This is a genomic window from Saccharopolyspora rhizosphaerae (genome assembly GCF_003931915.1).
Taxonomy (GTDB): Bacteria; Actinomycetota; Actinomycetes; order Mycobacteriales; family Pseudonocardiaceae; genus Saccharopolyspora; species Saccharopolyspora rhizosphaerae.
The window spans coordinates 84,452-108,950 of sequence record NZ_RSAA01000006.1 but is presented as its reverse complement, the minus strand read 5'-3'; the positions used below and the strand labels follow the sequence as shown (position 1 = coordinate 108,950).

The 24,499-nt window shown below is 70.5% G+C and carries 25 protein-coding genes; 21 read left to right on the top strand and 4 right to left on the bottom strand.

Annotated features, from left to right (window positions below; all coding sequences use genetic code 11):
- Positions 1–147 precede the first annotated feature (147 nt).
- Entirely contained in the window at positions 148–1,254 is a 1,107-nt protein-coding gene (locus EIL87_RS06055; protein ID WP_233576063.1) for a baeRF2 domain-containing protein, read from the bottom strand.
- Positions 1,255–1,728: 474 nt separating this feature from the next.
- Between EIL87_RS06055 and EIL87_RS26755 the strand changes: the two genes are divergently transcribed.
- On the top strand, positions 1,729–1,872 hold the full coding sequence (locus tag EIL87_RS26755; protein ID WP_158628596.1) for a hypothetical protein: 144 nt from the start codon (positions 1,729–1,731) through the stop codon (positions 1,870–1,872).
- A gap of 57 nt (positions 1,873–1,929) precedes the next feature.
- Here the strand turns inward: EIL87_RS26755 and EIL87_RS06050 are convergent, their stop codons facing one another.
- Entirely contained in the window at positions 1,930–2,184 is a 255-nt protein-coding gene (locus tag EIL87_RS06050) for a hypothetical protein (protein WP_125089173.1), read from the bottom strand.
- A 205-nt stretch (positions 2,185–2,389) separates the two neighbouring features.
- Between EIL87_RS06050 and EIL87_RS06045 the strand changes: the two genes are divergently transcribed.
- Complete coding sequence (locus EIL87_RS06045; protein ID WP_125089172.1) at positions 2,390–2,884, top strand: hemerythrin domain-containing protein; 495 nt, start codon at positions 2,390–2,392, stop codon at positions 2,882–2,884.
- An 81-nt stretch (positions 2,885–2,965) separates the two neighbouring features.
- Here the strand turns inward: EIL87_RS06045 and EIL87_RS06040 are convergent, their stop codons facing one another.
- Positions 2,966–4,879, bottom strand: a complete 1,914-nt coding sequence (locus EIL87_RS06040; protein WP_158628595.1) for a glycogen debranching N-terminal domain-containing protein — start codon at positions 4,877–4,879, stop codon at positions 2,966–2,968.
- A gap of 162 nt (positions 4,880–5,041) precedes the next feature.
- Between EIL87_RS06040 and EIL87_RS06035 the strand changes: the two genes are divergently transcribed.
- From EIL87_RS06035 to EIL87_RS06020, 4 genes are read left to right on the top strand one after another with little or no spacing between them, the layout of a single operon-like run.
- Complete coding sequence (locus tag EIL87_RS06035) at positions 5,042–6,073, top strand: LacI family DNA-binding transcriptional regulator (protein ID WP_125089170.1); 1,032 nt, start codon at positions 5,042–5,044, stop codon at positions 6,071–6,073.
- Positions 6,073–7,302, top strand: coding sequence for a sugar ABC transporter substrate-binding protein (locus EIL87_RS06030; protein ID WP_125089169.1), 1,230 nt, complete (start codon positions 6,073–6,075; stop codon positions 7,300–7,302). Before EIL87_RS06035 ends, EIL87_RS06030 begins: the two co-directional genes overlap by 1 nt.
- Positions 7,299–8,393 carry a carbohydrate ABC transporter permease gene (locus EIL87_RS06025; RefSeq protein ID WP_233576062.1) on the top strand — a complete coding sequence of 365 codons (1,095 nt, stop codon included), beginning with the start codon at positions 7,299–7,301 and terminating at the stop codon, positions 8,391–8,393. Before EIL87_RS06030 ends, EIL87_RS06025 begins: the two co-directional genes overlap by 4 nt.
- Positions 8,390–9,238, top strand: a complete 849-nt coding sequence (locus EIL87_RS06020; RefSeq protein WP_125089168.1) for a carbohydrate ABC transporter permease — start codon at positions 8,390–8,392, stop codon at positions 9,236–9,238. Before EIL87_RS06025 ends, EIL87_RS06020 begins: the two co-directional genes overlap by 4 nt.
- Before the next feature lie 279 nt (positions 9,239–9,517).
- Here the strand turns inward: EIL87_RS06020 and EIL87_RS26750 are convergent, their stop codons facing one another.
- Positions 9,518–9,661 carry a hypothetical protein gene (locus tag EIL87_RS26750; protein ID WP_158628594.1) on the bottom strand — a complete coding sequence of 48 codons (144 nt, stop codon included), beginning with the start codon at positions 9,659–9,661 and terminating at the stop codon, positions 9,518–9,520.
- A gap of 153 nt (positions 9,662–9,814) precedes the next feature.
- On the opposite strand from EIL87_RS26750, the gene EIL87_RS06015 reads away from it, so the two are divergent.
- From EIL87_RS06015 to EIL87_RS27910, 15 genes are all read left to right on the top strand, one after another.
- A complete protein-coding gene (locus tag EIL87_RS06015) occupies positions 9,815–10,396 on the top strand; it encodes a nuclear transport factor 2 family protein (RefSeq protein WP_125089167.1) in 582 nt (193 codons plus the stop codon).
- A 107-nt stretch (positions 10,397–10,503) separates the two neighbouring features.
- Positions 10,504–11,001 (top strand): MSMEG_6728 family protein, encoded by a 498-nt coding sequence (locus tag EIL87_RS06010; protein ID WP_125089166.1) that lies wholly within the window; start codon positions 10,504–10,506, stop codon positions 10,999–11,001.
- A 302-nt stretch (positions 11,002–11,303) separates the two neighbouring features.
- Positions 11,304–13,562 carry a carbamoyltransferase HypF gene (gene hypF / locus EIL87_RS06005; protein ID WP_233576060.1) on the top strand — a complete coding sequence of 753 codons (2,259 nt, stop codon included), beginning with the start codon at positions 11,304–11,306 and terminating at the stop codon, positions 13,560–13,562.
- Positions 13,563–13,834: 272 nt separating this feature from the next.
- The gene (locus EIL87_RS06000; RefSeq protein WP_125089164.1) at positions 13,835–14,146 is read left to right on the top strand and encodes a HypC/HybG/HupF family hydrogenase formation chaperone; all 312 of its coding nucleotides are present in this window, start codon (positions 13,835–13,837) and stop codon (positions 14,144–14,146) included.
- On the top strand, positions 14,143–15,255 hold the full coding sequence (hypD, locus tag EIL87_RS05995) for a hydrogenase formation protein HypD (protein WP_125089163.1): 1,113 nt from the start codon (positions 14,143–14,145) through the stop codon (positions 15,253–15,255). The genes EIL87_RS06000 and hypD overlap by 4 nt, the downstream gene beginning before the upstream one ends.
- On the top strand, positions 15,248–16,339 hold the full coding sequence (gene hypE / locus EIL87_RS05990) for a hydrogenase expression/formation protein HypE (protein ID WP_125089162.1): 1,092 nt from the start codon (positions 15,248–15,250) through the stop codon (positions 16,337–16,339). Before hypD ends, hypE begins: the two co-directional genes overlap by 8 nt.
- 24 nt (positions 16,340–16,363) lie before the next feature.
- Entirely contained in the window at positions 16,364–17,170 is an 807-nt protein-coding gene (locus tag EIL87_RS05985) for a DUF6390 family protein (protein ID WP_199740281.1), read from the top strand.
- 181 nt (positions 17,171–17,351) lie between these two features.
- Positions 17,352–18,410, top strand: coding sequence for an NADH-quinone oxidoreductase subunit B family protein (locus EIL87_RS05980; RefSeq protein WP_125089161.1), 1,059 nt, complete (start codon positions 17,352–17,354; stop codon positions 18,408–18,410).
- A 70-nt stretch (positions 18,411–18,480) separates the two neighbouring features.
- Entirely contained in the window at positions 18,481–20,268 is a 1,788-nt protein-coding gene (locus EIL87_RS05975) for a nickel-dependent hydrogenase large subunit (protein ID WP_125089160.1), read from the top strand.
- Positions 20,265–21,158, top strand: coding sequence for a NifU family protein (locus EIL87_RS05970; protein WP_125089159.1), 894 nt, complete (start codon positions 20,265–20,267; stop codon positions 21,156–21,158). The genes EIL87_RS05975 and EIL87_RS05970 overlap by 4 nt, the downstream gene beginning before the upstream one ends.
- Complete coding sequence (locus tag EIL87_RS05965) at positions 21,155–21,838, top strand: DUF5947 family protein (RefSeq protein ID WP_233576058.1); 684 nt, start codon at positions 21,155–21,157, stop codon at positions 21,836–21,838. The genes EIL87_RS05970 and EIL87_RS05965 overlap by 4 nt, the downstream gene beginning before the upstream one ends.
- Positions 21,835–22,485 (top strand): DUF6084 family protein, encoded by a 651-nt coding sequence (locus EIL87_RS05960; RefSeq protein ID WP_125089158.1) that lies wholly within the window; start codon positions 21,835–21,837, stop codon positions 22,483–22,485. The genes EIL87_RS05965 and EIL87_RS05960 overlap by 4 nt, the downstream gene beginning before the upstream one ends.
- Entirely contained in the window at positions 22,482–23,876 is a 1,395-nt protein-coding gene (locus EIL87_RS05955) for a hypothetical protein (protein WP_125089157.1), read from the top strand. Before EIL87_RS05960 ends, EIL87_RS05955 begins: the two co-directional genes overlap by 4 nt.
- Positions 23,873–24,364, top strand: coding sequence for a hydrogenase maturation protease (locus EIL87_RS05950; RefSeq protein ID WP_125089156.1), 492 nt, complete (start codon positions 23,873–23,875; stop codon positions 24,362–24,364). The genes EIL87_RS05955 and EIL87_RS05950 overlap by 4 nt, the downstream gene beginning before the upstream one ends.
- On the top strand, positions 24,364–24,483 hold the full coding sequence (locus tag EIL87_RS27910) for a DUF6893 family small protein (RefSeq protein WP_407690516.1): 120 nt from the start codon (positions 24,364–24,366) through the stop codon (positions 24,481–24,483). Before EIL87_RS05950 ends, EIL87_RS27910 begins: the two co-directional genes overlap by 1 nt.
- The last annotated feature ends 16 nt before the right edge of the window (positions 24,484–24,499 follow it).

The window sequence follows — 24,499 nt, the reverse complement described above, 5'->3', positions numbered from 1 at the left end:
CAGCACCCGGGGGCAGGAGTCGTCGGCTGGGAACCTCGCCGGGCGTGGGCGAAGCCGCCCCTGGTCTCCCGGGCAGGGGCGGCTTCGCCACGCCCGCGGTGCGGGTGCTCGACCCGACCGGGGCGCTCGGCGGAACGCGGGTCTTCCTCAGCCCTCGGTGTAGCGCAGCACGGCGCCGATGCCGCCGGAGAGCGAGACCTTCTCCGAGTCGACCAGCACGAGGGCCGAATCGGTCCCGGCCAGGCCGCGCACCAGTGCCGAGTCCGCGGGGGCCGTCTGCACGCCCTGGACACCCATGTCGGTCAACGCGGACTCGGAGGTGGCGATGTCGGCCTGCGACGGTCCGATGTGGAGTGTGGACGGCCGTTCGCTGGCATCCGGGACCGCGCGCAACAAGGTCTCCACCTGGCCGCGCTGGACGGCGGCCACAGTGGACTCCCAACCTTCGGTGGCCCGGGAGTGCTCGCCGCGCTCGCGTTCGAAGTCCGAGATCACGCTCTGGACGCGGTCGTCGACCACCGCGCCGACCGTCTCGGACACCTCTTGTTGGAGGCTTTCCTCGGAGGCGTTCGGGTCGCGGTGGCCGGCCTCGGTTTCCACGACCAGCGGCTGCAGACCCTTGCGGATGTCCTGCCGGACGAGCTGGCGCTGCTGGGGATCACCGGCGAGCACGATCGCCTCGGCGTTGATCGCCGCAGCTCGCTTGGAGATCTCCTCGGCGACTTGCCCGGCGTTGTGCTTGCGGTTCTCCTCCACAGCGTTCTGCTGGCGCTGCTCGCTGCCCGCACCGCCACCGGTGTGGCTCTTGTGCAGCAGGTCGGCGTCGCCCTCCACCTCGGTGGTCTTGCTGGCGAGCGTCGCGCGGACCGTCGTGATGTCGGCGCCCTCGCGGTCGACCACCGCGATCACGTGCGGGATGCGGGTCCCGCGCATCCTCAGGTACGGGAACAGGGCGGGGACGGGGCCGTAGGTGGCCAGCTCGTCGTCGGAGAAGTCGCCCGGGCGGTCCGGCAGCTCGTCGGAGAACACGACGCCGTCGGAGTTGCCCACGATCACCAGACCGCGGTTGCCGGAGGTCCGCTGCGGCTCCTGCAGCGCCTCGTCGATGATCTGCAGGGTGGTCTCGTCCGCCCCGGCCTCGGAGAGCTGCTCGCGGGCCGAACGCCAGCGCAGCTCGATCGCCTTGCCCGCGTCCTCGGCATCACCGGAGGTGTCCAGGTACACCGTCGCGAACGGGCCTTGCTGCTCGTACACGCCTTGCAGGAAACCAAGCTTCAACGCTAACCCTTCCCGTCGGTGCTTCGATCGTTCGATCACTGTGGACCGGGTCTACCCGGTGCCGAGCAGCCCCAAACCCCGGCCACGACCAGGTCCGGCGCGCACCCGGCCGCAGGGCGCACCGCTGGTCGCGCTCCGCCTGTGACTTGTCACGCTTCGGGTTTGTGCCGTGCACCGTCCGGGGTACTTCTCAACCAGGTCGGTGCCAGCCCCGAAGCGGCACCAGAGGTGGCTTGTCCCAGTTCAGCCGGTAGCTGAGGCAGGCCCACGGCGTGGCGCAGGCGCTGCTCGTGGACACGAGCGCGCACGTCCCCCGACGGCCGACCTGCCCTGCTGACCAGCCGAACGGCCGCCGACGCCCGCTCGGCCAGGTACCGGGTGCCACGAGAGGCCCGGACCGACGAAGACCGCGGTGCTGACGAAGAGCACCGGAGTGGAGGAGAAGGCACTATGGCGACCCCAAGTGACCAGCAAGTCGAACTGCCCAACGATGTGGTGCCCGGGCAGGACCGGATCGAGGTCGAGATGCCGGTCGACGATCACGACACCCTGTTGCGCCCGAACCCGCCGTTCCCCGGCGACGAGGCGGACTGAGCATCCGAGCAGCGAGCTACCCGTCACGGGTAGCTCGCTGCGTTGCGTCCGGGACGGTCAGCCGCCCACCTGCTCGACGAAGGTGAGCAGCGCGTTGAAGAAGTCGATCGGGGCGTGCAAGATCGCGCGGGCCCCATCGCCCAGCCGTCCCCACCAGTAGTTGATCCCGCTCGCGGCGCCGGAGGGGTCGTGCGCGATGAACGCCAGCAGCACGATCACACCGACCACGACGAGCAGCACGACCAGCGCGCTGAGGCAACCGGCGTTGCGCATGCTCTTGCGAAAGGACTTGCGGTCGCGGCGCTTCGACATGGTTGCCACCTTCGGGGGACGGGGGCGGAAGGTCACCGCACTGTAGGGCAGGGGGCGCGCCCCGGGACCCTCCGCAACCGAACTGTTGTGCACGACACCAGCGCGGCCGGGCCGAGCGCGACACGCGCCAGAATGTCGAGGGCCTGTTGGTCCCGATGTGCTTAGAGTTGAAGATCTTGGTGATGGAGTGGAACGGGAGAGTGGCATGTCATCTGACGTCGTCGAGCTGATCTTGGCCGATCACCGCAAGTTCGAGGATCTCTTCCGCGAGCTGCGCAGTTCGGAGGGCGACCGCCGCACCGCCTTGGGCGATCTCTCCGCGCTGCTCGTCGCGCACGCCCAGGCCGAGGAGACCGAGGTCTACCCGACGCTGCGCAAGTCGTCCCAAGTGGACGACGAGGAGGTCGAGCACGGCGCCGAGGAGCACGCCGAGGGCCACGAGGCGCTGCTCGACCTCCTCGAAGTCGACGAGCCGGGCGGTGACTCCTGGGACGAGAAGCTGGAGCAGCTCAGCGAAACGATCACGCACCACCTCGACGAGGAGGAGCGCACGATCCTCAACGACGCCCGCGCCACCGTGACGCAGCAGCGTCGCGACGAGCTCGGCGAGGCGTTCCTGCGGTCGCGGCAGCACTACCTCGACAAGGACTGCGGTCGCATCGAGTACGTGCGGGAGCTGGTCCGCGAGAGCCAGAGCTGATCAGGACGCGGAACGGGCGGCACTGCAGGCGCAGTGCCGCCTGTTCGCTGCTCACGGGGTCTCGCTCGCGGGGCTAAGATCTCAGCGCTCCGACGCCGGGTCGTTCCAGCCCTGGAGGTAGCCGACCACGGCCGTGGCGCCCGCGGCCGCCCAGGCCTGGGGCGTGCACGAGGAGGGGTAGGCCGACACCGCGTCGCCCGCTCCGCGGTCGGTTCCGCCGAACAGCTCGGGCAACCGGAAGTCGAACGCCGGCCCGGCGTGCACCAGTCCCTCGGCCAACGCGCGAGCCTGCTCGTGGAAGCCCTCCGAGGCCAGTCCGAGCACGGCGATGGCGGTGTCGTGCGGCCAGATGCTGCCGCAGTGGTAGCTGAACGGGTTGAAGCCGCGCACCTGAGCCGACAGCGTGCGCAGACCGTACCCGCTGTTCAGCGCGGGCCCGCCGAGCTGCTCGGCGACCAGCTCCGCCTCGTGCGCGTCGAGCAGACCGGTGCCGAGCAGGTGCGCCATGTTGGACGTCGGGCCGCTCACGGGCCGCTTGTCGCCGTCGAGGGCGATGGCGGGGTAGCGGCCGTGCTCGTCGTCGAGCCAGAACGACGCGCGGAACCGCTCGCGGAGGTCCGCCGCCCACTCCCGGAACGTCGAGGCGTCCTCACCGAAGGCCGCCAAGACCGCCGCGCCGCCGATCGCGGCCTCGTAGGCGTAGCCCTGCACCTCGCACAGGGCCAGCGGACGCGTGGCGATCGTGCCGTCGGCCCAGCGCACACCGTCGCCGGAGTCCTTCCACCCCTGGTTGGACAGGCCGGCGCCCGCGGAACCGCTGTACTCGAGGAACCCGTCGCCATCGGCGTCGCCCGGCCCGCGCACCCACTCCAGCGCGGCTCGCAGCGCGGGGAGCAGTTCGCGCACCTCGGATTCGGCCATGCCCGCGCGCCACGCGTCGTGCAGCAGGCACACCCACAGCGGGGTCGCGTCGATCGTGCCGTAGTACAGCGGGGGCAGCCGCAACGGGTTCTCGCCGTCCATGTCGATGGCGACCCTCCGCTGCTCGTGCGGGATCTTGCCGGGCTGCTCCTCGGTGTCCGGGTCGTGCTTGGTGCCCTGCCGCGCGGCCAGGACGCGCAAGGTGCTCGCGGCAAGGTCGGTGCTCAGCGGCAGCAGCAGCCGGGCGGCCAGCAGGGAGTCCCGGCCGAACAGCGTCAGGAACCACGGGCTGCCGGCGGCCAGGAACGCGGTGCCTGGCGTGCCGTCGTCGGAGAGCTGCAGGCCGTCGAGGTCCGCGAGGCTGCGCCGCAGCAACCGGCCGTGATCGCCTTCGAGGGACGCCGCCTCCGGGAGGGGGAGGCCCACGGCGGGCTCCGGTCGCTTCGGCAGGAAGCCGCCCTGCTCGGTCTCGTGCTGCTCGACCTCGAAGGAGAACGCCCGAGCCGCAGCGGCTTCCAGCTCGACCCGCCAGCTCCAGGTGATGTCCCCGTCGGTCACCGAGACCGAGTCGGCGGCGGAGCCCAGGCGCAGCCGCACCTCGCAGTCGTCGAGCTTCCAGGCCGCCTCGGCCTCGGTGGCCGAGGGGTCCAGCAGGGCCGGCTGCTCCCCGCCCTTGACCTGGTCCATGCGGGCCAGGTCGGTGGCGGCGTTGAGCGTGACGGTCACCGTCACGGACTCGGTGGAGACGTTGTGCAGCGTCCAGGTCTCGCGCATCGCGTCCGCGGTCAGCGTGCGGTCGTGGACGTAGTGCAGTCCGACGTCGGGTGTGGTGTCGCCATGCCCGCGGACCAGGCCCTGGAAACGGGTGTGGCCCGTGCCCGCCGCGCTGCCGACCGGGACCAGCTCCGCGGCGCCCACGCCGAACGCGGCGTGGGCGAGGCTGCGTCGGTCCTGCCGGTACAGCCCGGTGCCGTCGCCACGGCTGATCTGGCCGGACGGCGAACTGAGCGCGATGTTCGGCGCGCACAGCGTGGTAGTCAGCTCGTGGAGAGCGGGCTGCTTGCCGTGGGGCATGGGGTCTCCTGATCGCTTCTTGACAACCGCGGACGGTGGGATCAACATTCACCTTCGATGTGAACGTTCAAACCGACGCGTTTGAACGTTCACATCAAGCGGAGGGCAGTCTTGCACGACCGCGCCCCGCGAAGCCAGAGCGAGTTCGAAGGAGTCGATGGGGTGTCGCGGGCAACCACGCTGGAGCAGGTCGCGGAGCGCGCGGGTGTTTCCAGGCAGACCGTCTCGAACGCGCTCAACGCTCCGGAGAAGCTCCGTCCGGAGACCCTGGAGCGGGTCCGGCAGGTGATCGATGAGCTCGGCTACCGCCCGGACACCCGAGCTCGCGGGTTGCGCACCCGCTCCAGCGGGCTGCTCGGTTACTGCGTCGCCCAGCGCCAGGACGGCTCGGTCAACGTCTTCATGGACCGGTTCCTGCGAGCGCTGACCACCGAGGTCGAGCGCACCGGTCGGCACCTGCTGCTGTTCACCGCGCCGGAAGGCGAAGCCGGGTTGTCGGTCTACGACGACCTGCTGGCGCGCAGCGCGGTCGACGGCTTCGTGCTCAGCGACACCCGGCCCGGCGACCCGCGGCACGCGTGGTTGCGCGACAAGGGGGTGCCCTTCGCCTCGTTCGGCCGGGTCTGGAGCGACGAGCCGCAGCCCGGTCCCTGGGTCGACGTCGACGGCGCGAGTGGAACCGCGCAGGCTGTCGAGCACCTGGTCGCCCAGGGCCACACCAGTATCGGCTTCCTCGGCCTGCCCGAGGGGAACCCGGTCGGCGACGACCGCGCGGCCGGCTGGCGCCGCGCTTGCGCCGAGCACGGCATCGAGGCGGGCGAGCGGATGTTGGCGAGGTCGGCCGACGAGCACCGCGATCGAGGGGAAGCCGCAGGACGCCTGCTCGACTCCGAGCCGAGGCCCACCGCTCTGGTCGCCGCCAACGACGCGATCGCCCTGGGCGCCTACGAGGCTCTGGAAGCACGCGGTGTGCGCCCGGGCCTGGACGTGGCGCTGACCGGTTTCGACGACAGCCCGACGGCCGCGGTGGTGCGCCCCGGCCTCACGAGTTTGCACCAACCGATCGACCGGATCGCTGAACGGGTGGTGCGCCTGCTCGACCGCCCCGAAGGCGAACCGGGCGAACTGCTCCGACCGGAGCTGATCGTGCGGGCCAGCAGCTCATCCGGCAACGACGACGGAGGACAGTCCTGATGAGAGTGAACCGTAAATGGCTCGCCGCCGCGGTCGCGGTCCTCGCCACGGTGATGACCGGCTGCGGGAGCGGCTTCGACGACGGCGCCGAGCAGGAGTCCGGTCCGGTCAGCCTGCGGCTGCTGGTCGGGTCGGGCACCACGGCCGAGACGCGGGTGCTGCGGGAGCAGACCGCGGCGTGGTCGCAGCAGACCGGCAACAAGGTCGAGATCGTGCAGGCCGCTGAGCTCGACCAGCAGCTCGGCCAGGCCTTCGCCGGCGGGACTCCGCCCGACCTGTTCTACCTCGCACCGGGCTCCCTCGGTCGCTACGTCGAGAACGGTTCCCTGCACCCCTACGGCCACCAGCTGCGCACCGCCGGTTCGCTCTACCCCAACGTGAAGGACGTCTTCACCCGGGACGGCAAGCTCTACTGCGCGCCCAAGGACTTCTCCACGCTGGCGTTGCTGATCGACACCGAGGCCTGGAAGCGGGCCGGCCTCACCGACGCCGACGTCCCGAAGGACTGGCAGCAGCTGGCCGCGGTCGCCCAGCGCCTGACCACCCCGGAGCGCAAGGGCCTGGTCGTGGACGACAGCGCCGACCGCATGGGTGCTTTCATGCGCCAGGCCGGTGGCTGGCACGTCGACGGCAGCGGCAAGCCGACCCTCGACACCCCGCAGAACCTCGAGGCGCTGCGCTACGTCCAGTCGCTGCTGCAGTCCGGCAGCACCGCGTTCGCCGCCGACGTCGACGCGGGCTGGGCCGGTGAAGCGCTGGGCAAGGGCAACGCCGCGATGGCCATCGACGGCAACTGGGCCAGCGGCGCGCTGGCCTCCGACTACCCGAACGCCCGCTGGCGTTCGGTGGAGTTGCCCGCGGGACCGGCGGGCAAGGGGACCTTGTCGTTCACCAACTGCTGGGGCATCCCCGAGCGCAGCAGCAAGCATGCCGCAGCCCAGGACCTGGTCGCCTTCCTCACCGACCAGCCGCAGCAGGAGCGCATCGCCGCCGAGGTCGGCGTCAACCCCGCCCACCAGCAGGCCGCTCCGAAGCTGACCGAGGGCAAGCCGGAGATGACCGGCTTCGCCGTGGGCGCCGACTACGCCCAGGGCGAGGTGACCGTCCAGGGCTGGGACTCGGTCGAGAGCGACTTCGACTCCCGCGTGCTGGGCCTGGCCGCCGGGGACGACCCCGCCAAGATCCTGCAGGAGCTGCAGCGCAGCGCCGAACAGGTGTTGACGAAGTGACAGCGACGACCGAAGCGACGGTGAGACCGGCTCCGCCCGCCGGCGGGCCGGTACCCCCGCGCCGAGGCGGGACGAAGACCGCCGAGGCGCGCCGGGAGAACGGCGCCGGCTGGCTGTTCGTCGCTCCGGCCATCACGCTGATCGGCTTGTTCCTGGTCGTCCCGGCGGGACTGGCCTTCTACGTGAGCATGCTGGACTGGAACGGCACCTACAGCCCGCTGACCGGCCGTGCGCCGTTCGTGGGGTGGGACAACTACCGGCAGCTGCTGTTCGAGGACGGGCTGGTCCGGCGCGACTTCATGACCAGCGTGCGCAACACGACGTACTTCGTGCTGCTGGTCGTGCCCAGCCAGACGCTGGTGGCGCTGGCGCTGGCGGTCGTGGTCAACAACCGGGCGCTGCGGGGGCGGGCGTTCTTCCGCTCGGTGTTCTACTTCCCGTCGATCACCAGCTCGGTGGCGATCTCGGTGATCTTCCTGTTCCTGTTCTCCGGCTCGGGTGCGGTCAACGCGCTGCTCGAGTTCTTCGGGGTGCAGGGGCCGAACTGGTTCACCGACTCGCGCGGCGTGCTGCACGAGGTGCTGGCGCTGTTCGGCCTGGACGGACCGCCGCGGCTGCTGGCCGAGACCGAGCTCGGCGGGTTGTCGTTGTGGGAGTGGGTCTCCGGGCCGTCGGTCGCGCTGGTCACGGTCATCGCGCTGGTGGTGTGGACGACCTCGGGCACTTACATGCTGATCTTCCTCGCGGCGCTGCAGAACCTGCCGGAGAACGTGTCCGAAGCCGCGCTGGTCGACGGCGCGGGCTGGTGGCAGAAGTTCTGGAAGGTCACCGTGCCGCAGCTGATGCCCACGATCTTCCTGGTCGCGACCCTCGGGCTCATCGGCACCTGGCAGGTCTTCGACCAGGTCTACGTGATGAGCCAGGGCGCCCCGGCGAAGACCACGCTGACCCCGGCGTTCCTGTCGTACCAGCAGTCCTTCGCCGAGGGTTCCTTCGGCGTCGGCGCCGCGATCGCCCTGCTGCTGTTCCTGTTGATCGTCGGGCTCACAGCGCTGCAGCGGGTTCTGCTGCGGGATGGGAGGAACACGTGAGCACCAAGCGAGTCCGGGTGCTGGGCGTGGCCCTCGGCTACCTCGTGCTGGTCGTGGGCGCGGTGCTCTACCTGGGCCCCTTCCTCATCCAGGTGGCCACCTCGTTCAAGTCGGACGCGGACGCGGTGGCCCACCCGCTGTCGCTGATCCCCGAGCAGGTCGACACCAGCAGCTACGAGCGGGTCGCCACCGACCCGGCGGTGGACGTGCCGCTGTGGCTGGGCAACTCGCTGCTGGTCACGGTCTCGGTCACCGTCGGGCGGCTGCTGATCGACGCGATGGCCGGTTATGCGCTGGCACGACTGCGCTGGCGCGGCCGCGGGACGGTGTTCAGCGGCGTGCTGATGGTCATGGCCGTGCCACCGGTGGTGCTGCTGATCCCGAAGTTCCTCGTCCTGCGGGAACTGTCGCTGTTCGACTCCTACGCCGGGATGATCCTGCCGCTGCTGGCCGACGCGATGGGGATCTTCCTCATGAAGCAGGCCTTCGAGCAGGTCCCGCACGAGGTCGAGGAGTCGGCGAAGATGGACGGCGCGGGCGTCGTGCGGCGCTGGTGGAGCGTGGTGCTGCCGATGGTGCGTCCGGCGGTGGTCACCTTGGGCATCCTGGCGTTCCAAGCTTCGTGGAACGAGTTCACCCACTACCTGGTGTCGACCTCCAGCCCCGGCTACGAGACGTTGACCGTCGGGCTCGCCCGCCTCGTCGGCGGAGCGCTGGGCGAAGGGCAGCAGTTGCCGCTGAAGCTCACCATCGCGCTGGTGGCGACCGTGCCGGTGGCCGTGGTGTTCCTGATCAGCCAGCGCCACCTGGTGCGTGCCCAGCTCGGCGGCGCCGTCAAGGGGTGAGGCCGCAACGCCGCTGTGCGCGAGGGTGGTTCCGCTCGCCTTCCTCCACGGTGGGCGTGCGCTCGTAGGAGCAGCTTCGCTGGACTCTCCGCACCAGGGGTACGACGTCGTCGTCATCGAGACCGCTGACGAGCGTCCACGAGGGACGAGCAGTGGGAGGATGACTTCGACAGGCGGGGCGCGGCCCGGGAACCGGGGTCGCGCCCCGCCTCCGCCACGACGCCCACATCGATGCGGGCAGGACCACCACGACCGAGCGCGTTCTGCACTACACCGGGATCACGCCTCGGGCAGGGTCACGACGCCGGTCACGTCCGTGGTCCGGAAGTAGAAGTCCGCACCCAGCTTGTCCACCTTGTTGACTCCGCTGCTCAGGTCGAGACGCGGCGCCCGCCAGACGCCGGGCGAGTCCGCGCTGCTCACGGCGCAGTCGTGCTCAGAAGCGCTCGCGACGTCCTCACGCGAGGTTGACGCCCCCTCGCTCCCTCCACGTCGCGCCTCGCCTTCGTGGCGGTGCGTGTTCGCGCAGGTCAGGGTGGTGTTTCGGCAGGCTGACGACATGTCGTCAGCGATGGCGTGCCCTCGGGTGGTGGCGGTGTGCGCCGCGCCCCCGGTCGCAGCGATCGGGGGCGCGGCGTTCGTCCGGTCTGGGCGTTCAACCTTGACGTGGCGCTCGGCGCTGTGTTCCCTGCGCCTGTGGGACGTGCGCGGGCAGGTGAGAGGGAAGACCGTGGTCGACCCGGCAGCGGAGCGCGTGGTCGAGCAGTCGCCCGGGGGTGGGCACAGCCGGACGCTCATGCCTGGGACGACTTGCTCAGCCCGGACGTGGAACTGCACCAACCGCTGCTCCCGGATCGACGAGGTCGTGAGGCTCTCGCCGACGAGTACGGACGCCTGTTCGAGCTGATGCCCGACCTCCGCGGGGAGGTCCGTCGGTGGTGGACCGAGGGGGAGGTCCTCGTGGTGGACTTGGTGCTGCTCGCTCACCTCGGTGACCGGGAACTGCGCCTCCCCGTGATCGACAGGTTGACCGTGGACTCCGACGGTCGGATCGCGGCAGGGAGAGCCTCCGACGCCCGCGATCCGGGCGTTGCTGGCGCAACCGCGGATCTGGCCGCGCTGGCCGCGCTGGTGGCGCTCCGGGGTGGCCGCCGCTGACGGCACGCCGTCGGTGGACCGACCGCGCCCGGTCCACGTGAGCGCACGGACACCGGCGGTGCCTCGGTGGGCGGTTACCCGTGGTGGCGTGCGGGAACCCGGGAGGGGTGCAGACGTTCCTCCCGTACCCGAGCTTCGACGAGTCGGCCGCGGTGCTCGATGATCGCCGGCTCGGCAAGCAGCGCGTGGAAGCGCTGCAGGTGCTGCGCGCGCTGACCCGGGAGGGGTACGGCTGGCAGCACCACCCCGCGGTGGCGATGTGGGCGGGGTACGAAGAGGCGTTGGCCTGCTACGGCCTCGCGATGTGCGGTGCCTGGACCGTGACCGGCAGGCCCGACACCTGCGAGGTGAGCATCCGCGAAGACCTGCTGGAGACGACCGGGCTGACCGCGGTGCGTTCGCAGGACGAGCTCGCGGAGGCCGGAGAGCTGCCGCCGTGGTGGGGCGACCCGCTGTTCCACCGCAGCCACCAGTCCGCGTTGGTGCGGAAGCACCCCGAGCACTACCGGCGGTTCTTCGACGGCGTCCCCGACGACATGCCGTACGTCTGGCCGCCCTCAGACCGCCCGCGCACCCTCGACGGCAAGGTCTACAAGCGCTCCTGAACGCCTTCGGGTACCGGTAGCAGGACCTGGGCGGCTCCGGGGCCACCTGCACCACTCCTGGTGTGCGCGACTCGCCACGAGGCGCTGCCGGCGGCGGTGCGCCGCGATGGTGAACAGCCTCCTGCTGCCGCTCGGATCTGCCCGACGCCCGAGCGGTCCTCCTGCTCGCGTGAAGGATTCTCGGCTTCACAACGGGGGATCGTCGCAGCATGTCCACAGAGGACCCGGTCGTGGAGGGGCGCGGGTTGCGGTTCCATGGACACCGAGCGCACCGCGATCGTGGTGGCAGGAGGGAGTCCGTGGTGAGTGAGCAGGTCAGGGTGTCCGTGCGTGTCGAAGGCGTGGTGCAGGGGGTCGGTTTCCGGCCGTTCGCGCACGGCCTCGCGACGCGCCTCGGGCTCGGCGGTCACGTCGGCAACGACTCGGACGGCGTCTTCGTCGAGGTCGAGGGTGATCGATCGGCGATCGAGAAGTTCCTGGACTCCCTGCAGACCGAGGCGCCGGCACTCGCGGTGGTCGACGCGGTGCGCTCCGAGGAGATCGCGCCGGTGGGCGAGGCCGAGTTCCGCATCGTCGCCAGTCCGACCGGCGGCCAGACCAACACGCTGGTCTCGGCCGACAGCGCCACCTGCGAGGACTGCCTGGCCGAGTTGCACGACCCGGCCGACCGGCGCTACCGGTACCCGTTCGTCAACTGCACCCACTGCGGCCCGCGGTTCACGATCGTGCGCGGGATCCCCTACGACCGACCGCTCACCACCATGGCGGGGTTCCCGATGTGCCCCGCGTGCGCGCGGGAGTACGACGACCCCCGGGACCGCCGCTTCCACGCCCAACCGGTGTGCTGCCCGGACTGCGGACCGAGCTTGGGGCTGCACGACGCGCACGGTCGGCGCATCCCCGGAGATCCGGTGCAGGCGGTCGTGAGCGGCCTGCGCGCCGGGCAGGTCGTCGCGATCAAAGGACTGGGTGGCTACCACTTGGCGGTGGACGCGGCCCACCCCACCGCGGCGGCGACGCTGCGCGCGCGGAAGCACCGGGAGGACAAGCCGTTCGCCGTGATGGTGCCCGACCTGGACGCAGCGCGCCGCCTCGGCCAGGTCGACGCACTCGCAGAACGGCTGCTGCTCGGCCGGCGCAGGCCGATCGTCCTGCTGCCCAAGCACCCTGACGCCGCGGTGGCGGCGGAGGTGGCGCCCGGCAACCGGCAGCTGGGCATCATGCTGCCCTACACCCCGCTGCACCACCTGCTGCTCGCCGACCTCGCCGCTCCGATCGTGCTCACCAGCGCGAACGTCTCCGACGAACCGATCGTCCACCAGGACGACGACGCGCTCACCCGGCTGCGCGGCATCGCGGACGCCTTCCTCGTGCACGACAGGGAGATCCACATCCGCACCGACGACTCGGTGGTGCGTCCGTTCCGCGGGCGAGAGCAGCTGCAGCGCCGCTCGCGCGGGTACGTCCCCGAACCCGTGACCGTGCCGGGCGGCTTCGGCCGTCCGGTGCTCGCGTGCGGAGCAGAGCTGAAGAACACCTTCTGCCTCGCGGCGGGCAAGCACGCCTTCCTCTCCCACCACATCGGCGATCTCGAGAACTACGAGACGCTGCGCTCGTTCACCACGGGGATCGACCACTTCCGCGAGCTCTTCGACATCACCCCGCAGGTCGTCGCGCACGACCTGCACCCGGAGTACCTGTCGACGAAGTACGCGCGCGCACTCGACGGCGTGGAACGGGTCGGTGTGCAGCACCACCACGCGCACATCGCCTCCTGCCTGGCGGACAACGGGGAACGCGGCCCGGTCATCGGCGTGGCGTTCGACGGCACCGGGTACGGCACCGACGGCACGATCTGGGGAGGTGAGTTCCTGCTCGCCGACGTCTCGAGCTTCCGGCGCGTGGGTCACCTGGGCGTGGTGCCGATGCCCGGTGGCACGGCGGCGATCAAGCAACCGTGGCGGATGGCGGCCTCCTACCTCGCCAGTGCTGAGATCTCGGCCGCCGACCTGGAGGTGCTGCGCCGCAACGAGTCCGAGTGGGCCGGTGTGCGCAGCCTGCTGCGGGCCGGGCTCAACTCGCCGCTGACCTCCAGCGCGGGCCGGCTGTTCGACGCGGTGGCCTCGCTGCTGGGCTCGCGCGATGCGATCAACTACGAGGGCCAGGCGGCGGTCGAGCTCGAACAACGTGCCGACATCACCGAAACCGCCTCCTACCGCGCCAGGATCTCCGACTCCGACCCGCTGGTCGTCGCCGGGGTCGACCTGGTCCGCGCCTGCGTCGAGGACTTGCGAGCGGGGGTCGACCCGTCGCGGATCGCTGCGCGCTTCCACAACGGGGTGGTGGACGTGATCGTGCGCGGGTGCCAGGTGCTCGGGGATCGGACCGGTGTCACCGGTGTAGCCCTGTCGGGAGGGGTCTTCCAGAACCTGCTGCTGCTCGACCGCACCGTGTCCGCCTTGGAAGATCGCGGTTTTCGCGTGCTCACGCACTCGCGGGTCCCGACCAACGACGGCGGGGTGTGCCTGGGCCAGGCGGTCGTCGCCGCGTGCCCCGGATGAGCCAGAGCCGTGTTTCCGGGCGCGACTGGATGATCTCGTCCGCATGCGCTGTGAGCTGTGGGAACTACGGTATGCGCGAGATTTTCACGTAGAGAGCTCGACTTGCAGGCGGTGTGGAGCAGGTCTACACACGGCCTAGGTGCGACGCAGAGCATGACGACCACTTCTCCGTGGACCCACCTGACCGAACCCCCACCACGACAGCGACGAGCCGTTCTCGCGCTGGTCTGCGCGCCGGGACGCGAACCCGGCCACGGAAGGAGACCGTGCCCATGTGCTTGGCAGTCCCCGGACGCGTCGTCGGCCTCCGGTCGGAAGACGGAGCCCGGATGGCCGAAGTCGATTTCGGAGGCGTGCTCAAGGACGTGTGCCTGGAGTACCTCCCCAGCGTCGCGGTCGACGACTACGTGATCGTCCACGTGGGATTCGCGATCCAGCGGTTGGACGAGAAGTCGGCGCTGGAGACCCTAGCGAACTTCGAGAACCTCGGGCTGCTGGAGGAGGAGTTCGGCGACGGGTTCGCGCAGGCGGCGAAGCAAGCCGGAGTCGAGCAGCCCGGTGTGGAACAGGAGCCCCGAGCATGAAGTACCTCGACGAGTTCAGCGATCCCGAGCTGGCGCAGCGGTTGCTGACCAGCATCCGCGAAACGGCGACCCGACCGTGGGCGATCATGGAGGTCTGCGGCGGTCAGACGCACTCGATCATCCGGCACGGCATCGACCAGCTGCTGCCGGACAGCGTGGAGATGATCCACGGCCCCGGGTGCCCGGTGTGCGTGACCCCGCTGGAGACCATCGACCGAGCGCTGGTGATCGCCGAACGCCCGGACGTGATCTTCTGCTCGTTCGGCGACATGCTGCGCGTGCCCGGCAGCGAACGCGACCTCTTCCAGATCAAGAGTGCCGGCGGTGACGTGAGGGTCGTGTACTCGCCGTTGGACGCCCTCAAGATCGCCAAGGAGAACCCCGACCGCGAGGTCGTGTTCTTCGGGATCGGCTTCGAGACCACCGCACCGGCCAACGCGATGACCGTCCACCAAGCGAACAGGCTGGGGCTGCGGAACTTCTCGATGCTGGTCTCGCACGTGCTGGTGCCACCGGCGATCACCGGGATCATGGAGTCGCCGCACTGCCGCGTGCAGGGCTTCCTCGGAGCCGGACACGTGTGCAGCGTGATGGGCACGGCCGAATACCCCGCGCTGGCCGAGAAGTACGGCGTGCCGATCGTGGTCACCGGGTTCGAACCGCTGGACATCCTCGAGGGCATCCGGCGCACCGTCATCCAGCTCGAAGAGGGTCGGCACGAGGTCGAGAACGCCTACCCGCGCGCGGTTCCCGCCGAAGGCAACCCGGCTGCGCAGCAGGTGCTGCGGGACGTGTTCACCGAGACCGACCGCACGTGGCGGGGGATCGGGGTGATCCCGCGCAGCGGCTGGCGGCTCGCTGACAAGTACGTGGCCTTCGACGCCGAGCGGCGCTTCGACGTCGACGGCGTCCGCACCGACGAATCGGCGATCTGCCGCTCCGGTGAAGTGTTGCAGGGCTTGATCAAGCCGCACGAGTGCTCGGCCTTCGGTGCCGAGTGCACGCCGCGCAACCCGCTCGGGGCCACGATGGTCTCCTCGGAGGGCGCCTGCGCCGCCTACTTCCAGTACCGCCGGTTGGACTTGGTGGGAGCGGCTGCGCATGAGTGAGAACGTGATCACCGGCTCCCGCGAGGTGGCGGCCACCGCGATCGACCCGGGCTGGAGCTGCCCGCTGCCGTTGCGGGATTCGCCGACCATCGTCATGGGCCACGGCGCCGGCGGAGCCCTGTCCGCCGAGCTCGTCGAGCACCTGTTCCTCGCCGGTTACGGCGAGGCCAACGGTGGGGACGGCGGGGATGCCGCGGTGCTGCCGCTGCCCGGTTGCCGGGTGGCGTTCTCGACTGACTCCTACGTCGTCAAGCCCACGTTCTTCCCCGGCGGCAACGTCGGTGACCTCGCGGTCAACGGCACCGTCAACGACGTGGCGATGTCCGGCGCACGGCCCCAGTTCCTGTCGACGGCCTTCATCATCGAGGAGGGCACGTCGATGGAGGACCTCGGCAGGGTCGCCAGGACCATGGGGGAGGCGGCGCTGCGCGCGGGCGTCCGGCTGGTCACAGGGGACACCAAGGTCGTCGACTCCGGCCACGGGGACGGGATCTACGTCAACACCGCTGGGATCGGCATCGTCGACGATGGCGTCGACGTCCGGCCGTCGAGGGCGAGCGTGGGCGACAAGGTGCTGGTGAGCGGCCCACTCGGGTTGCACGGGGTCGCGGTGATGAGCAGCCGGCACGGCGTCGAGTTCGGCACGGCGGTGCGCAGCGACACCGCGCCGCTCAACGGGCTCGTCACGGAGATGCTCGCGACGGGCGCCGACATCCACGTGCTGCGCGACCCCACCCGCGGTGGACTGGCGGCCTCGATCAACGAGATCGCCCGCGCCGCCCAGGTCGGCATCCGCATCGACGAGCGGTCGTTGCCGGTGCCGGACTCGGTGGTCAACGCCTGCGGACTGCTGGGACTGGACCCGATGTTGGTGGCCAACGAGGGCAAGCTGATCGCGATCGTGCCCGCAGACGACGCCGACAGGGTCCTGGAGGCGATGCGCCGCCACGAGCTCGGTGCCGAGGCGCGGGTGATCGGCGAGTGCGTGGCCGAACACCCGGGCACGATGGTGGCCCGGACCGGCCTCGGCGCCACCCGGGTCGTGGACCTGCCGCTGGGCGAGCAGCTGCCCCGGATCTGCTGACCGTCGGGTCGGGGAAGGAGGACCGTGCACCAGCTGGAGAGCGGACCTGCGATGTTCGCGCGCTACGCCTACCCGCCCAACGAGCTGGGCTACTGCGGGCCGCCTTCCGCCGAGGAGCTGCTGTCCTCCGCGTCTGCGGAGGATGTGGTGTCGGAGAGCGAATTGGTCCGCCGCGCACGAGATTTCGACGGGGCGTGGGCCTACCTGGAGGTGATCTCCGCCGGTACCGGTACGGATCCCCTGGATCCGGCCGTCGTCGAGGCGTACTGGATCGGCAGCCCGCTGCTGGAGCAGGTCGACCCGGTCCGGTTCGGCGCGACGGTGCGGGCCCGCTTCGCCGACCAGGTCGGAGCCCGGTTCTCCGGACTGCCCGCGGGACGGTTCGAGACGTCGGAGGCGTTGCCGCACCACAGCTTCCACGTCTTCGAGGTGTACCCGTGGGTCGGCATGCTCGGCCGCGGTGACGGCGAACCCGCCCTGTCGGTGCTCGACCAGTGCCGCATCCGGTGGGGCCGGGTGCTGGCCGTGGAAGGGGACCGCGCCGTCGTGCGCTCCCGCCCGCTGAGGTGGGACGGCCGGCAGCTGTCGTGGGGTCCGGAACGGGAGGAACGGCCGCGCTGGGCGGACCGCGGACGCTCGCTGCTGCGCGACATCAAACCCGGGGACCAGGTTTCGATGCACTGGGACTGGGTCTGCGACCGGCTCAACGACCGGCAGCTCGCCGCACTGCGCGACTGCACCGACCGTCAGCTGCGGCTGACCAACCGGACCCTCGCCCGGGACCGGACCGCGCGCACCGAACGTCCGTCCGCCGACCTCGAGGGCTCCTGACAGCAGAGGGGGTGATCGTGCCGGATCAGTTGAGGAGCGGTGAGCTCGTGCCGGGCCACCGCCGAGGGGTAGCACCCGTGCCACCGCCGCGGAGCGGAGCTCGCTGACACGACGTGCCACCCGATCGCCGAGGAACCCGGGCCCACCCGGCCCGTCCGAGACACCTGGAGGTGGTGGCACGATGACAGCAGGGGCGAAGACTTCTCCTGAGCAAGCACCGATCCACGTGCTGTGGATCAACGCAGGACTCAGCTGCGACGGCGACTCCGTCGCGCTGACCGCCGCGACCCAGCCGAGCGTGGAGGAGATCGCGCTCGGCGCCCTGCCGGGACTGCCGAACGTGGCGGTGCACTGGCCGCTGATCGACTTCGAGTGCGGTCCGCAGGGCGGGGCCGACGACTTCCTCGAGTGGTTCCGCAAGGCCGACCGCGGCGAGCTGGAGCCCTTCGTGCTGGTGGTCGAGGGCTCGATCCCGAACGAGGAGGTCAGCGGCGAGGGGTACTGGTGCGGGTTCGGCAACGACCCGGCCACCCAGCAGCCGATCACGACCAACGAGTGGATCGACCGGCTCGCGCCCAAGGCCTTGGCCGTGCTGGCCGCGGGAACCTGCGCGACCTACGGCGGGATCCACGCCATGGCGGGCAACCCGACCGGCGCCATGGGTGTCCCCGACTACCTGGGCTGGGACTGGAAGTCCAAGGCGGGCTTGCCGATCGTGTGCGTGCCCGGCTGCCCGATCCAGCCCGACAACCTCGCCGAGACGATCACCTACCTGCTCTACCAGGCCAGTGGTCAGGCGCCGATGATCCCGCTGGACGAGGCGCTGCGGCCGACCTGGCTGTTCGGCAGGACCGTGCACGAGGGTTGCGATCGCGCGGGTTACTACGAGCAGGGTGACTTCGCCGAGGAGTACGGCTCGGAGAAGTGCATCGTCAAGCTCGGGTGCTGGGGCCCGGTCGTCAAGTGCAACGTGCCCAAGCGGGGCTGGATGGACGGCATCGGCGGTTGCCCCAACGTCGGCGGCATCTGCATCGGTTGCACCATGCCCGGGTTCCCGGACAAGTTCATGCCGTTCATGGACGAACCCCCCGGCGGGAAGCTGTCCACCACCGTGGTCGGTCCCTACGGCGCCGCGGTCCGCTCGCTGCGCAAGATCACCGGCAAGACGCTCGACAAGGAACCCAAGTGGCGCCATCGCGCCGCCGAGCTCACCACCGGCTACCAGGGATCGCAGCGCTAGCCGGCACCCAGCCCGGCACCGCGCCCGGGCACCCGCCCGAATTCGCACCCGTCCGCAGGGGGACAGCCACATGGCCACGAAAGTGCAGCCTTCCACGAAGAAGGAGAAGACCCAGCTCGTCGACATGAACTGGGACCCGATCACCCGCATCGTCGGCAGCCTCGGGATCTACACCAAGATCGACTTCGAGAACCGGACCGTCGCCGAGTGCAAGAGCACTTCGTCGATCTTCCGCGGGTACAGCATCTTCATGAAGGACAAGGACCCGCGCGACGCGCACTTCATCACCAGCCGGATCTGCGGCATCTGCGGGGACAACCACGCCACCTGCTCCTGCTACACGCAGAACATGGCCTACGGGGTCAAGCCCCCGAACATCAGCGAGTGGATCGTCAACCTCGGCGAGGCCGCCGAGTACATGTTCGACCACAACATCTTCCAGGAGAACCTGGTCGGGGTCGACTACTGCGAGAAGATGGTCTCCGAGACCAACCCGGGCGTGCTCAAGAAGGCGGAGAACACCCGAGCTCCCAACGCGGACAAGCACGGGTACCGGACCATCGCCGACATCATGCGCGCGCTCAACCCCTTCTCCGGCGAGTACTACCGCGAAGCGCTGCAGGTCAGCCGCAGCACCCGGGAGATGTTCTGCCTCATGGAGGGCAGGCACGTGCACCCCTCCACGTTGTACCCGGGCGGGGTCGGCACCGTCGCCACGGTCCAGCTCATGACCGACTACACGACCCGGCTGATGCGCTACGTGGAGTTCATGAAGCGCGCGGTGCCGCTGCACGACGACCTCTTCGACTTCTTCTACGAGGCGCTGCCCGGCTACGAGCAGGTCGGCAACCGGCGCATCCTGCTCGGCTGCTGGGGGGCCTTCCAAGACCCCGAGGTGTGCAACTTCTCCTACAAGGACATGAACGCCTGGGGCAACAAGATGTTCGTGACCCCTGGAGTCGTGGTGGACGGCAGGCTGGTCACCACCGACCTGGTCGACATCAACCTGGGCATCCGGATCCTGCTCGGCAGCTCCTACTACGACGACTGGAAGGGTCAGGGCAAGTTCGTCGAACGCGACCCGCTGGGCAACCCGGTCGACGAACGCCACCCCTGGAACCAGCACACCAACCCGCACCCGCAGCGCCGCGACCTCGACGACAAGTACAGCTGGGTCATGTCGCCGCGGTGGTACGACGGCAAGGACCACCTGCCGCTGGACACCGGTGGCGGCCCGCTCGCCCGCCTGTGGGCGACCGCGCTGGCGGGCAAGGTCGAGACCGACCACGTCAAGGCGACCGGCCAGAGCGTGAAGATCCGGCTGCCCAAGACCGGGCTCAAGCCCGAGGTCGAGCTCGAGTGGAAGATCCCGAAGTGGAGCAACACGCTGGAGCGCAACCGCGCCCGGACCTACTTCCAGGCCTACGCCGCCGCGTGCGCGTTGCACTTCGCCGAACGCGCGATGGCCGAGATCCACGCCGGCAACACCAAGACCTGGGAGCGCTTCGAGGTGCCCGACGAGGCGGTCGGCTGCGGCTTCACCGAAGCGGTGCGCGGCGTTCTCTCGCACCACATGGTGATCCAGGACGGCAAGATCGCCAACTACCACCCGTACCCGCCGACGCCCTGGAACGCCAGTCCGCGCGACAGCTTCGGCACCCCGGGCCCCTACGAGGACGCGGTGCAGGACCAGCCGCTGTTCGAGGAGAACAACCGGGAGAACTTCAAGGGCATCGACATCATGCGCACGGTCCGCAGCTTCGACCCCTGCTTGCCCTGCGGCGTGCACATGTACCTGGGCAAGGGGAAGTCGCTGGAACGGTTGCACTCGCCGAGCGGAGGTAGTCCGGAGGAATGAGCGGCAACGAGGTTTCGGGAGAGCGGATCGACCAGCTGCTGGCGTCCTTCGACGCGAGCGGGCCGTTGGCCCGGCAGCGCGCCGAGGAACTGGTCCGGCTGGTCTCGCGGCTGCACGGCGCAGGTTTGGAACGCGTCCTGGAGATCACCGACGAGGCGGGGCTGCTCAGCGGCGACCTGCTGGAGCGGTTCGCCGACGACGAGCTGGTGTCGAGCCTGCTGCTTTTGCACGGCCTGCACCCGCACGACGTCGAGACGCGGATCGAGCGGGCCCTGGAACGGGTGCGTCCCTACCTCGGCTCGCACGGTGGCGACGTCCGGTTGCTCGGTGTCGAGGACTCCGTGGTGCGGCTGCGGATGCTCGGCACCTGCCAGGGCTGCCCCTCCTCGACGGTGACGCTCACGCTGGCCGTGGAGGGGGCGATCGAGGCCGCCGCACCGGAGATCGAGTCCATCGAGTGCGACGACTCGCCGGAGGACGCTTCGGTGATCCCGGCCGAGTCCCTGCTGCACCGTGCTCGCGCCGGCCGAGTCGCGGGAAACGCGGTGTGGGAGCAGGTCGAGGCCGGTCCGCTGGAGTCCGGGCAGATCCGCTCGCTGGTGGTGTCCGATGTGGACGTCGTGGTCTGCCGGGTCGGCCGGCACAGCTACGCCTTCCGGGACGCCTGCCCCGGGTGCGGCGGCAGCGTCGCCGGGGCGAGCCTGCAGCGGGCACCCGGCGGTCCAGCCGGCTCGGCGATCCTGATCTGCCCGACCTGCCGGTCGCACTACGACGTGCGGGCCGCCGGAGCCGGGCTGGACGAAGGGACCCGCCACCTGGACCCGCTGCCGCTGCTGGAGAACGACGGCGTGCTGGAGATCGCGGTACCGGCACCGGCGGTGGCGGGATGACGGGCCGGCGCGTTCCCCCGGGCTCGGTGGGCGCCCTGCAGCGGGTGATGCGCAACGCTCCCAGCCGCCGCGACGGCGAGCGCTGCGAGATGTGCGCGGAACCCGTCGAGCAGTCCCACCCGCACGTGGTGGACCTCGACAGCCGCGAGCTGATGTGCACCTGCCGGCCGTGCTCGTTCCTGTTCGTCCCGGAGGGCGCCGCGGCCGGCCGGTACCGAGCGGTTCCCGAGCGCTACCAGCAGTTCCCGGAATTCGCCCTGACCAGGGCGCAGTGGGAAGCGCTCGGGGTCCCGGTCGGCATGGCGTTCTTCTTCCGCAACTCGCGGCTGGGCCGGGTGGTGGCGTTCTACCCGAGCCCCGCCGGGGCCACCGAGTCCGAGCTGACCGTGGCCGGGTGGGAGGAGGTCGTCGCCGTCAACCCCGGTCTTGCCGACGCGGAACCCGACGTGGAGGCCGTCCTGGTCGCCGACCGGAACGTCGAGGGGCCGGTCGGGGCCGGGGAGGACGCCTTCGACTGCTTCCTGGTCCCCATCGACGCCTGCTACGAGCTCGTCGGGCACCTGCGGCGGCAGTGGCGCGGCTTCGACGGCGGCCAGGAGGTCCGGGAACGGCTGCAGCGGTTCTTCGACGACCTTCGCACGCGCAGCCGCCCCGTGCGCACCGGACAGGAGGCCTCATGACTCGGCTGACCTTCGCGGTCCTCGACGCCCGGCCGGAGCCCTACGCCGTGTCGCCGGTGCTGCAGTTCCGGGTGCGCGTGGACGAGAGCACAGGCGAGACCGTGCACGCGATGGCGGTGCGCGCGCAGGTGCGCATCGACGCGCAGCGGCGGCGCTACACCGAGGCGGAACAGGAGGGGGTGACCGACCTCTTCGGCGAACCCGAACGGTGGGGCCGCACGCTGAAACCCCTGCTATGGGGGTGTTGCTCGACCACGGTGCAGGGCTTCCGGGGTGCTCGTGAGTTCGACCTGCCGATGTCGGTCACCTACGACCACGAGGTCGCCGCGTCGAAGTACCTGCACGCCCTCGAGGACGGCGAGGTACCGCTCTGCCTCAGCTTCGCCGGAACGGTCTTCACCCGCGGTGACACCGGTTTCGCGGTCGAGCAGATCTCCTGGGAGCACGACGTCGACCACCGGATGCCCGTCGCCGTCTGGGACGAACTGGTGCACCGGCACTTCCCGGGCAGCGGGTGGTTGCGGCTGCAGGAGGAGACCATCGCCGAGCTGCGGCGCTTCAAGAAGCGGCGTGGTCTGCTCGGCTGGGACGAGGTGTGCGCCGCACTGCTCGACGAAGCGCGGGACGCGGCGGAGGTGAGGTCGTGACCAGCACGGACCTGCTCGACCGGGCGCGGGTGATCGCCGACGCGGTGCTCTACGAGGGCTACCTGCTCTACCCCTACCGGGCCTCGGCCGCGAAGAACCAGGTGCGCTGGCAGTTCGGCGTGCTCGGGCCGATCGGCGCCCGCGAGGCCGGCTGCGGCGAGGACTCCGCGATGTCCACCGACTGCCTGCTGGAGCTCGGCGGTGAGACCACTGTGGACATCCGCGTGCGCTTCCTGCAGCTGCAGTCGCGCACGGTGTGGCGCCGGGAGGCGACACCGCGCCGGCTCACGCCGGTGCACGAGCTGACCTGCGGCTCCCAGACCTGGCTGAGCTGGGACGAAGCGGTGGAGCAGGAGGTGGACCTCGCCCCGCAGCACATCCCGGAGCTGCTGGACGGCGTGGAGCGGCTCCTGCCGGTGGAGGTCCCGGGCGGCGCGGAGGCCGAGCTCCTCCGCGACGAGCACGGCGAGCTCGTCGGGAAGGTCGTGCGCGAGCGCCTGCCGCTGAGCGCGGTGCTGCGGGTGAGCGCGCGGCGGGTGGGTGGTGCCGTGGCGGTCGGCCTGCGGCTGGAGAACCAGCACCCGTGGGTCCCCCTGGAATCCGGTCGACCGCACCGGGACCAGGCGTTGCAGCGCTCGTTGCTCAGCGCGCACGTGGTGCTCTCGGTGCTGGACGGCCGGTTCCTGTCGGTGATCGACCCGCCGGCCTGGGCCTCCGAGGCGGCGGCGCAGTGCGCGAACCACCGCTGCTGGCCGGTGCTCGTCGGCGAGAAGGGGGACCAGGACGTCGTGCTCGCCGCGCCCATCATCCTCTACGACTGGCCCGAGGTCGCCGCCGAGAGCCCCGGTGACCTCTTCGACTCCACCGAGATCGACGAGCTGCTCACGCTGCGGGTCATGACGCTGACCGAGGACGAGAAGCGCGAGGTCCGCGCCACCGACGACCGCGCCCGGGCGCTCCTGGACCGTTGCGAGAGCTTGCCCGACACCGAGCTCGGACGGCTGCACGGCACCACCCGCGAGGTTCCCGCGGGCGGCGAGGTCCCGACGTGGTCGACACCCGGGCACGACGGTGCGGACCGGCCGTGGTGGGACCCGGACGTGGATGCGAGCGTGCGGCCTGAGACGGACTCCGTGCTGGTCGGCGGAACCCCGGTGGCAGCGGGCAGTCACGTGCGGTTGCGACCCTCGCGTCGGGCCGACGCCCAGGACCTCTTCCTCGCGGGCCAGGTCGCTGTGGTGACGAGGGTCGACCGCGACGTCGACGGGCGGGTCCACGTGGCGGTGGTGCTGCGCGACGACCCCGCCGGCGACCTCCACCAGTGGTACGGGCGCTACCTCTACTTCGGACCCGAGGAGATCGAACCGCTCGAGCCCGGAGGTGTCGCATGAGGCCCCGGGTGCTCGTGGCCGGGATCGGCAACATGTTCCTCGGCGACGATGGTTTCGGCCCCGAGGTCGTCCGTCTGCTCTCGGCGAGGCCGGTGCCCGAGCACGCCAGGGTCATCGACTACGGGATCAGGGGACTGCACCTGGCCTACGAACTGCTGGACGGGTACGACGCCCTGGTGCTCGTCGACGCCCTCCCGGCCGACGGTGCGCCCGGCGAGATGCGGGTGCTGGAGGTCGGGCCTGAGCACGTGGAGGAGGCCGACGGGCTCGACGCGCACAGCATGAACCCCACGTCGGTGCTGGCCACTCTCGTGGCCATGGGCGGGGAACTGCCCCGCACCTACGTCGTCGGCTGCACACCACTGTCCACCGAGGAGTCCCTCGGGCTCTCCGAACCCGTCGCGGCGGCGCTCGAACCGGCCGTCGCGACCATCACGTCCCTGTTGAACCACGAGTTGGCGCCTGCGGGCGCCGGTGAGGAGAAATGATGCGCAAGCTCGGGATCGCCACGACGGTGTTCTTGCTGGCGGCTGTCGCCGGAGGCGTCTACCTCGGCGTCCTGTCGTGGCCGGACGTCAAGCGGTACAAGCGGATCCGCACGATGTGACGACAGCGTCGAGGGA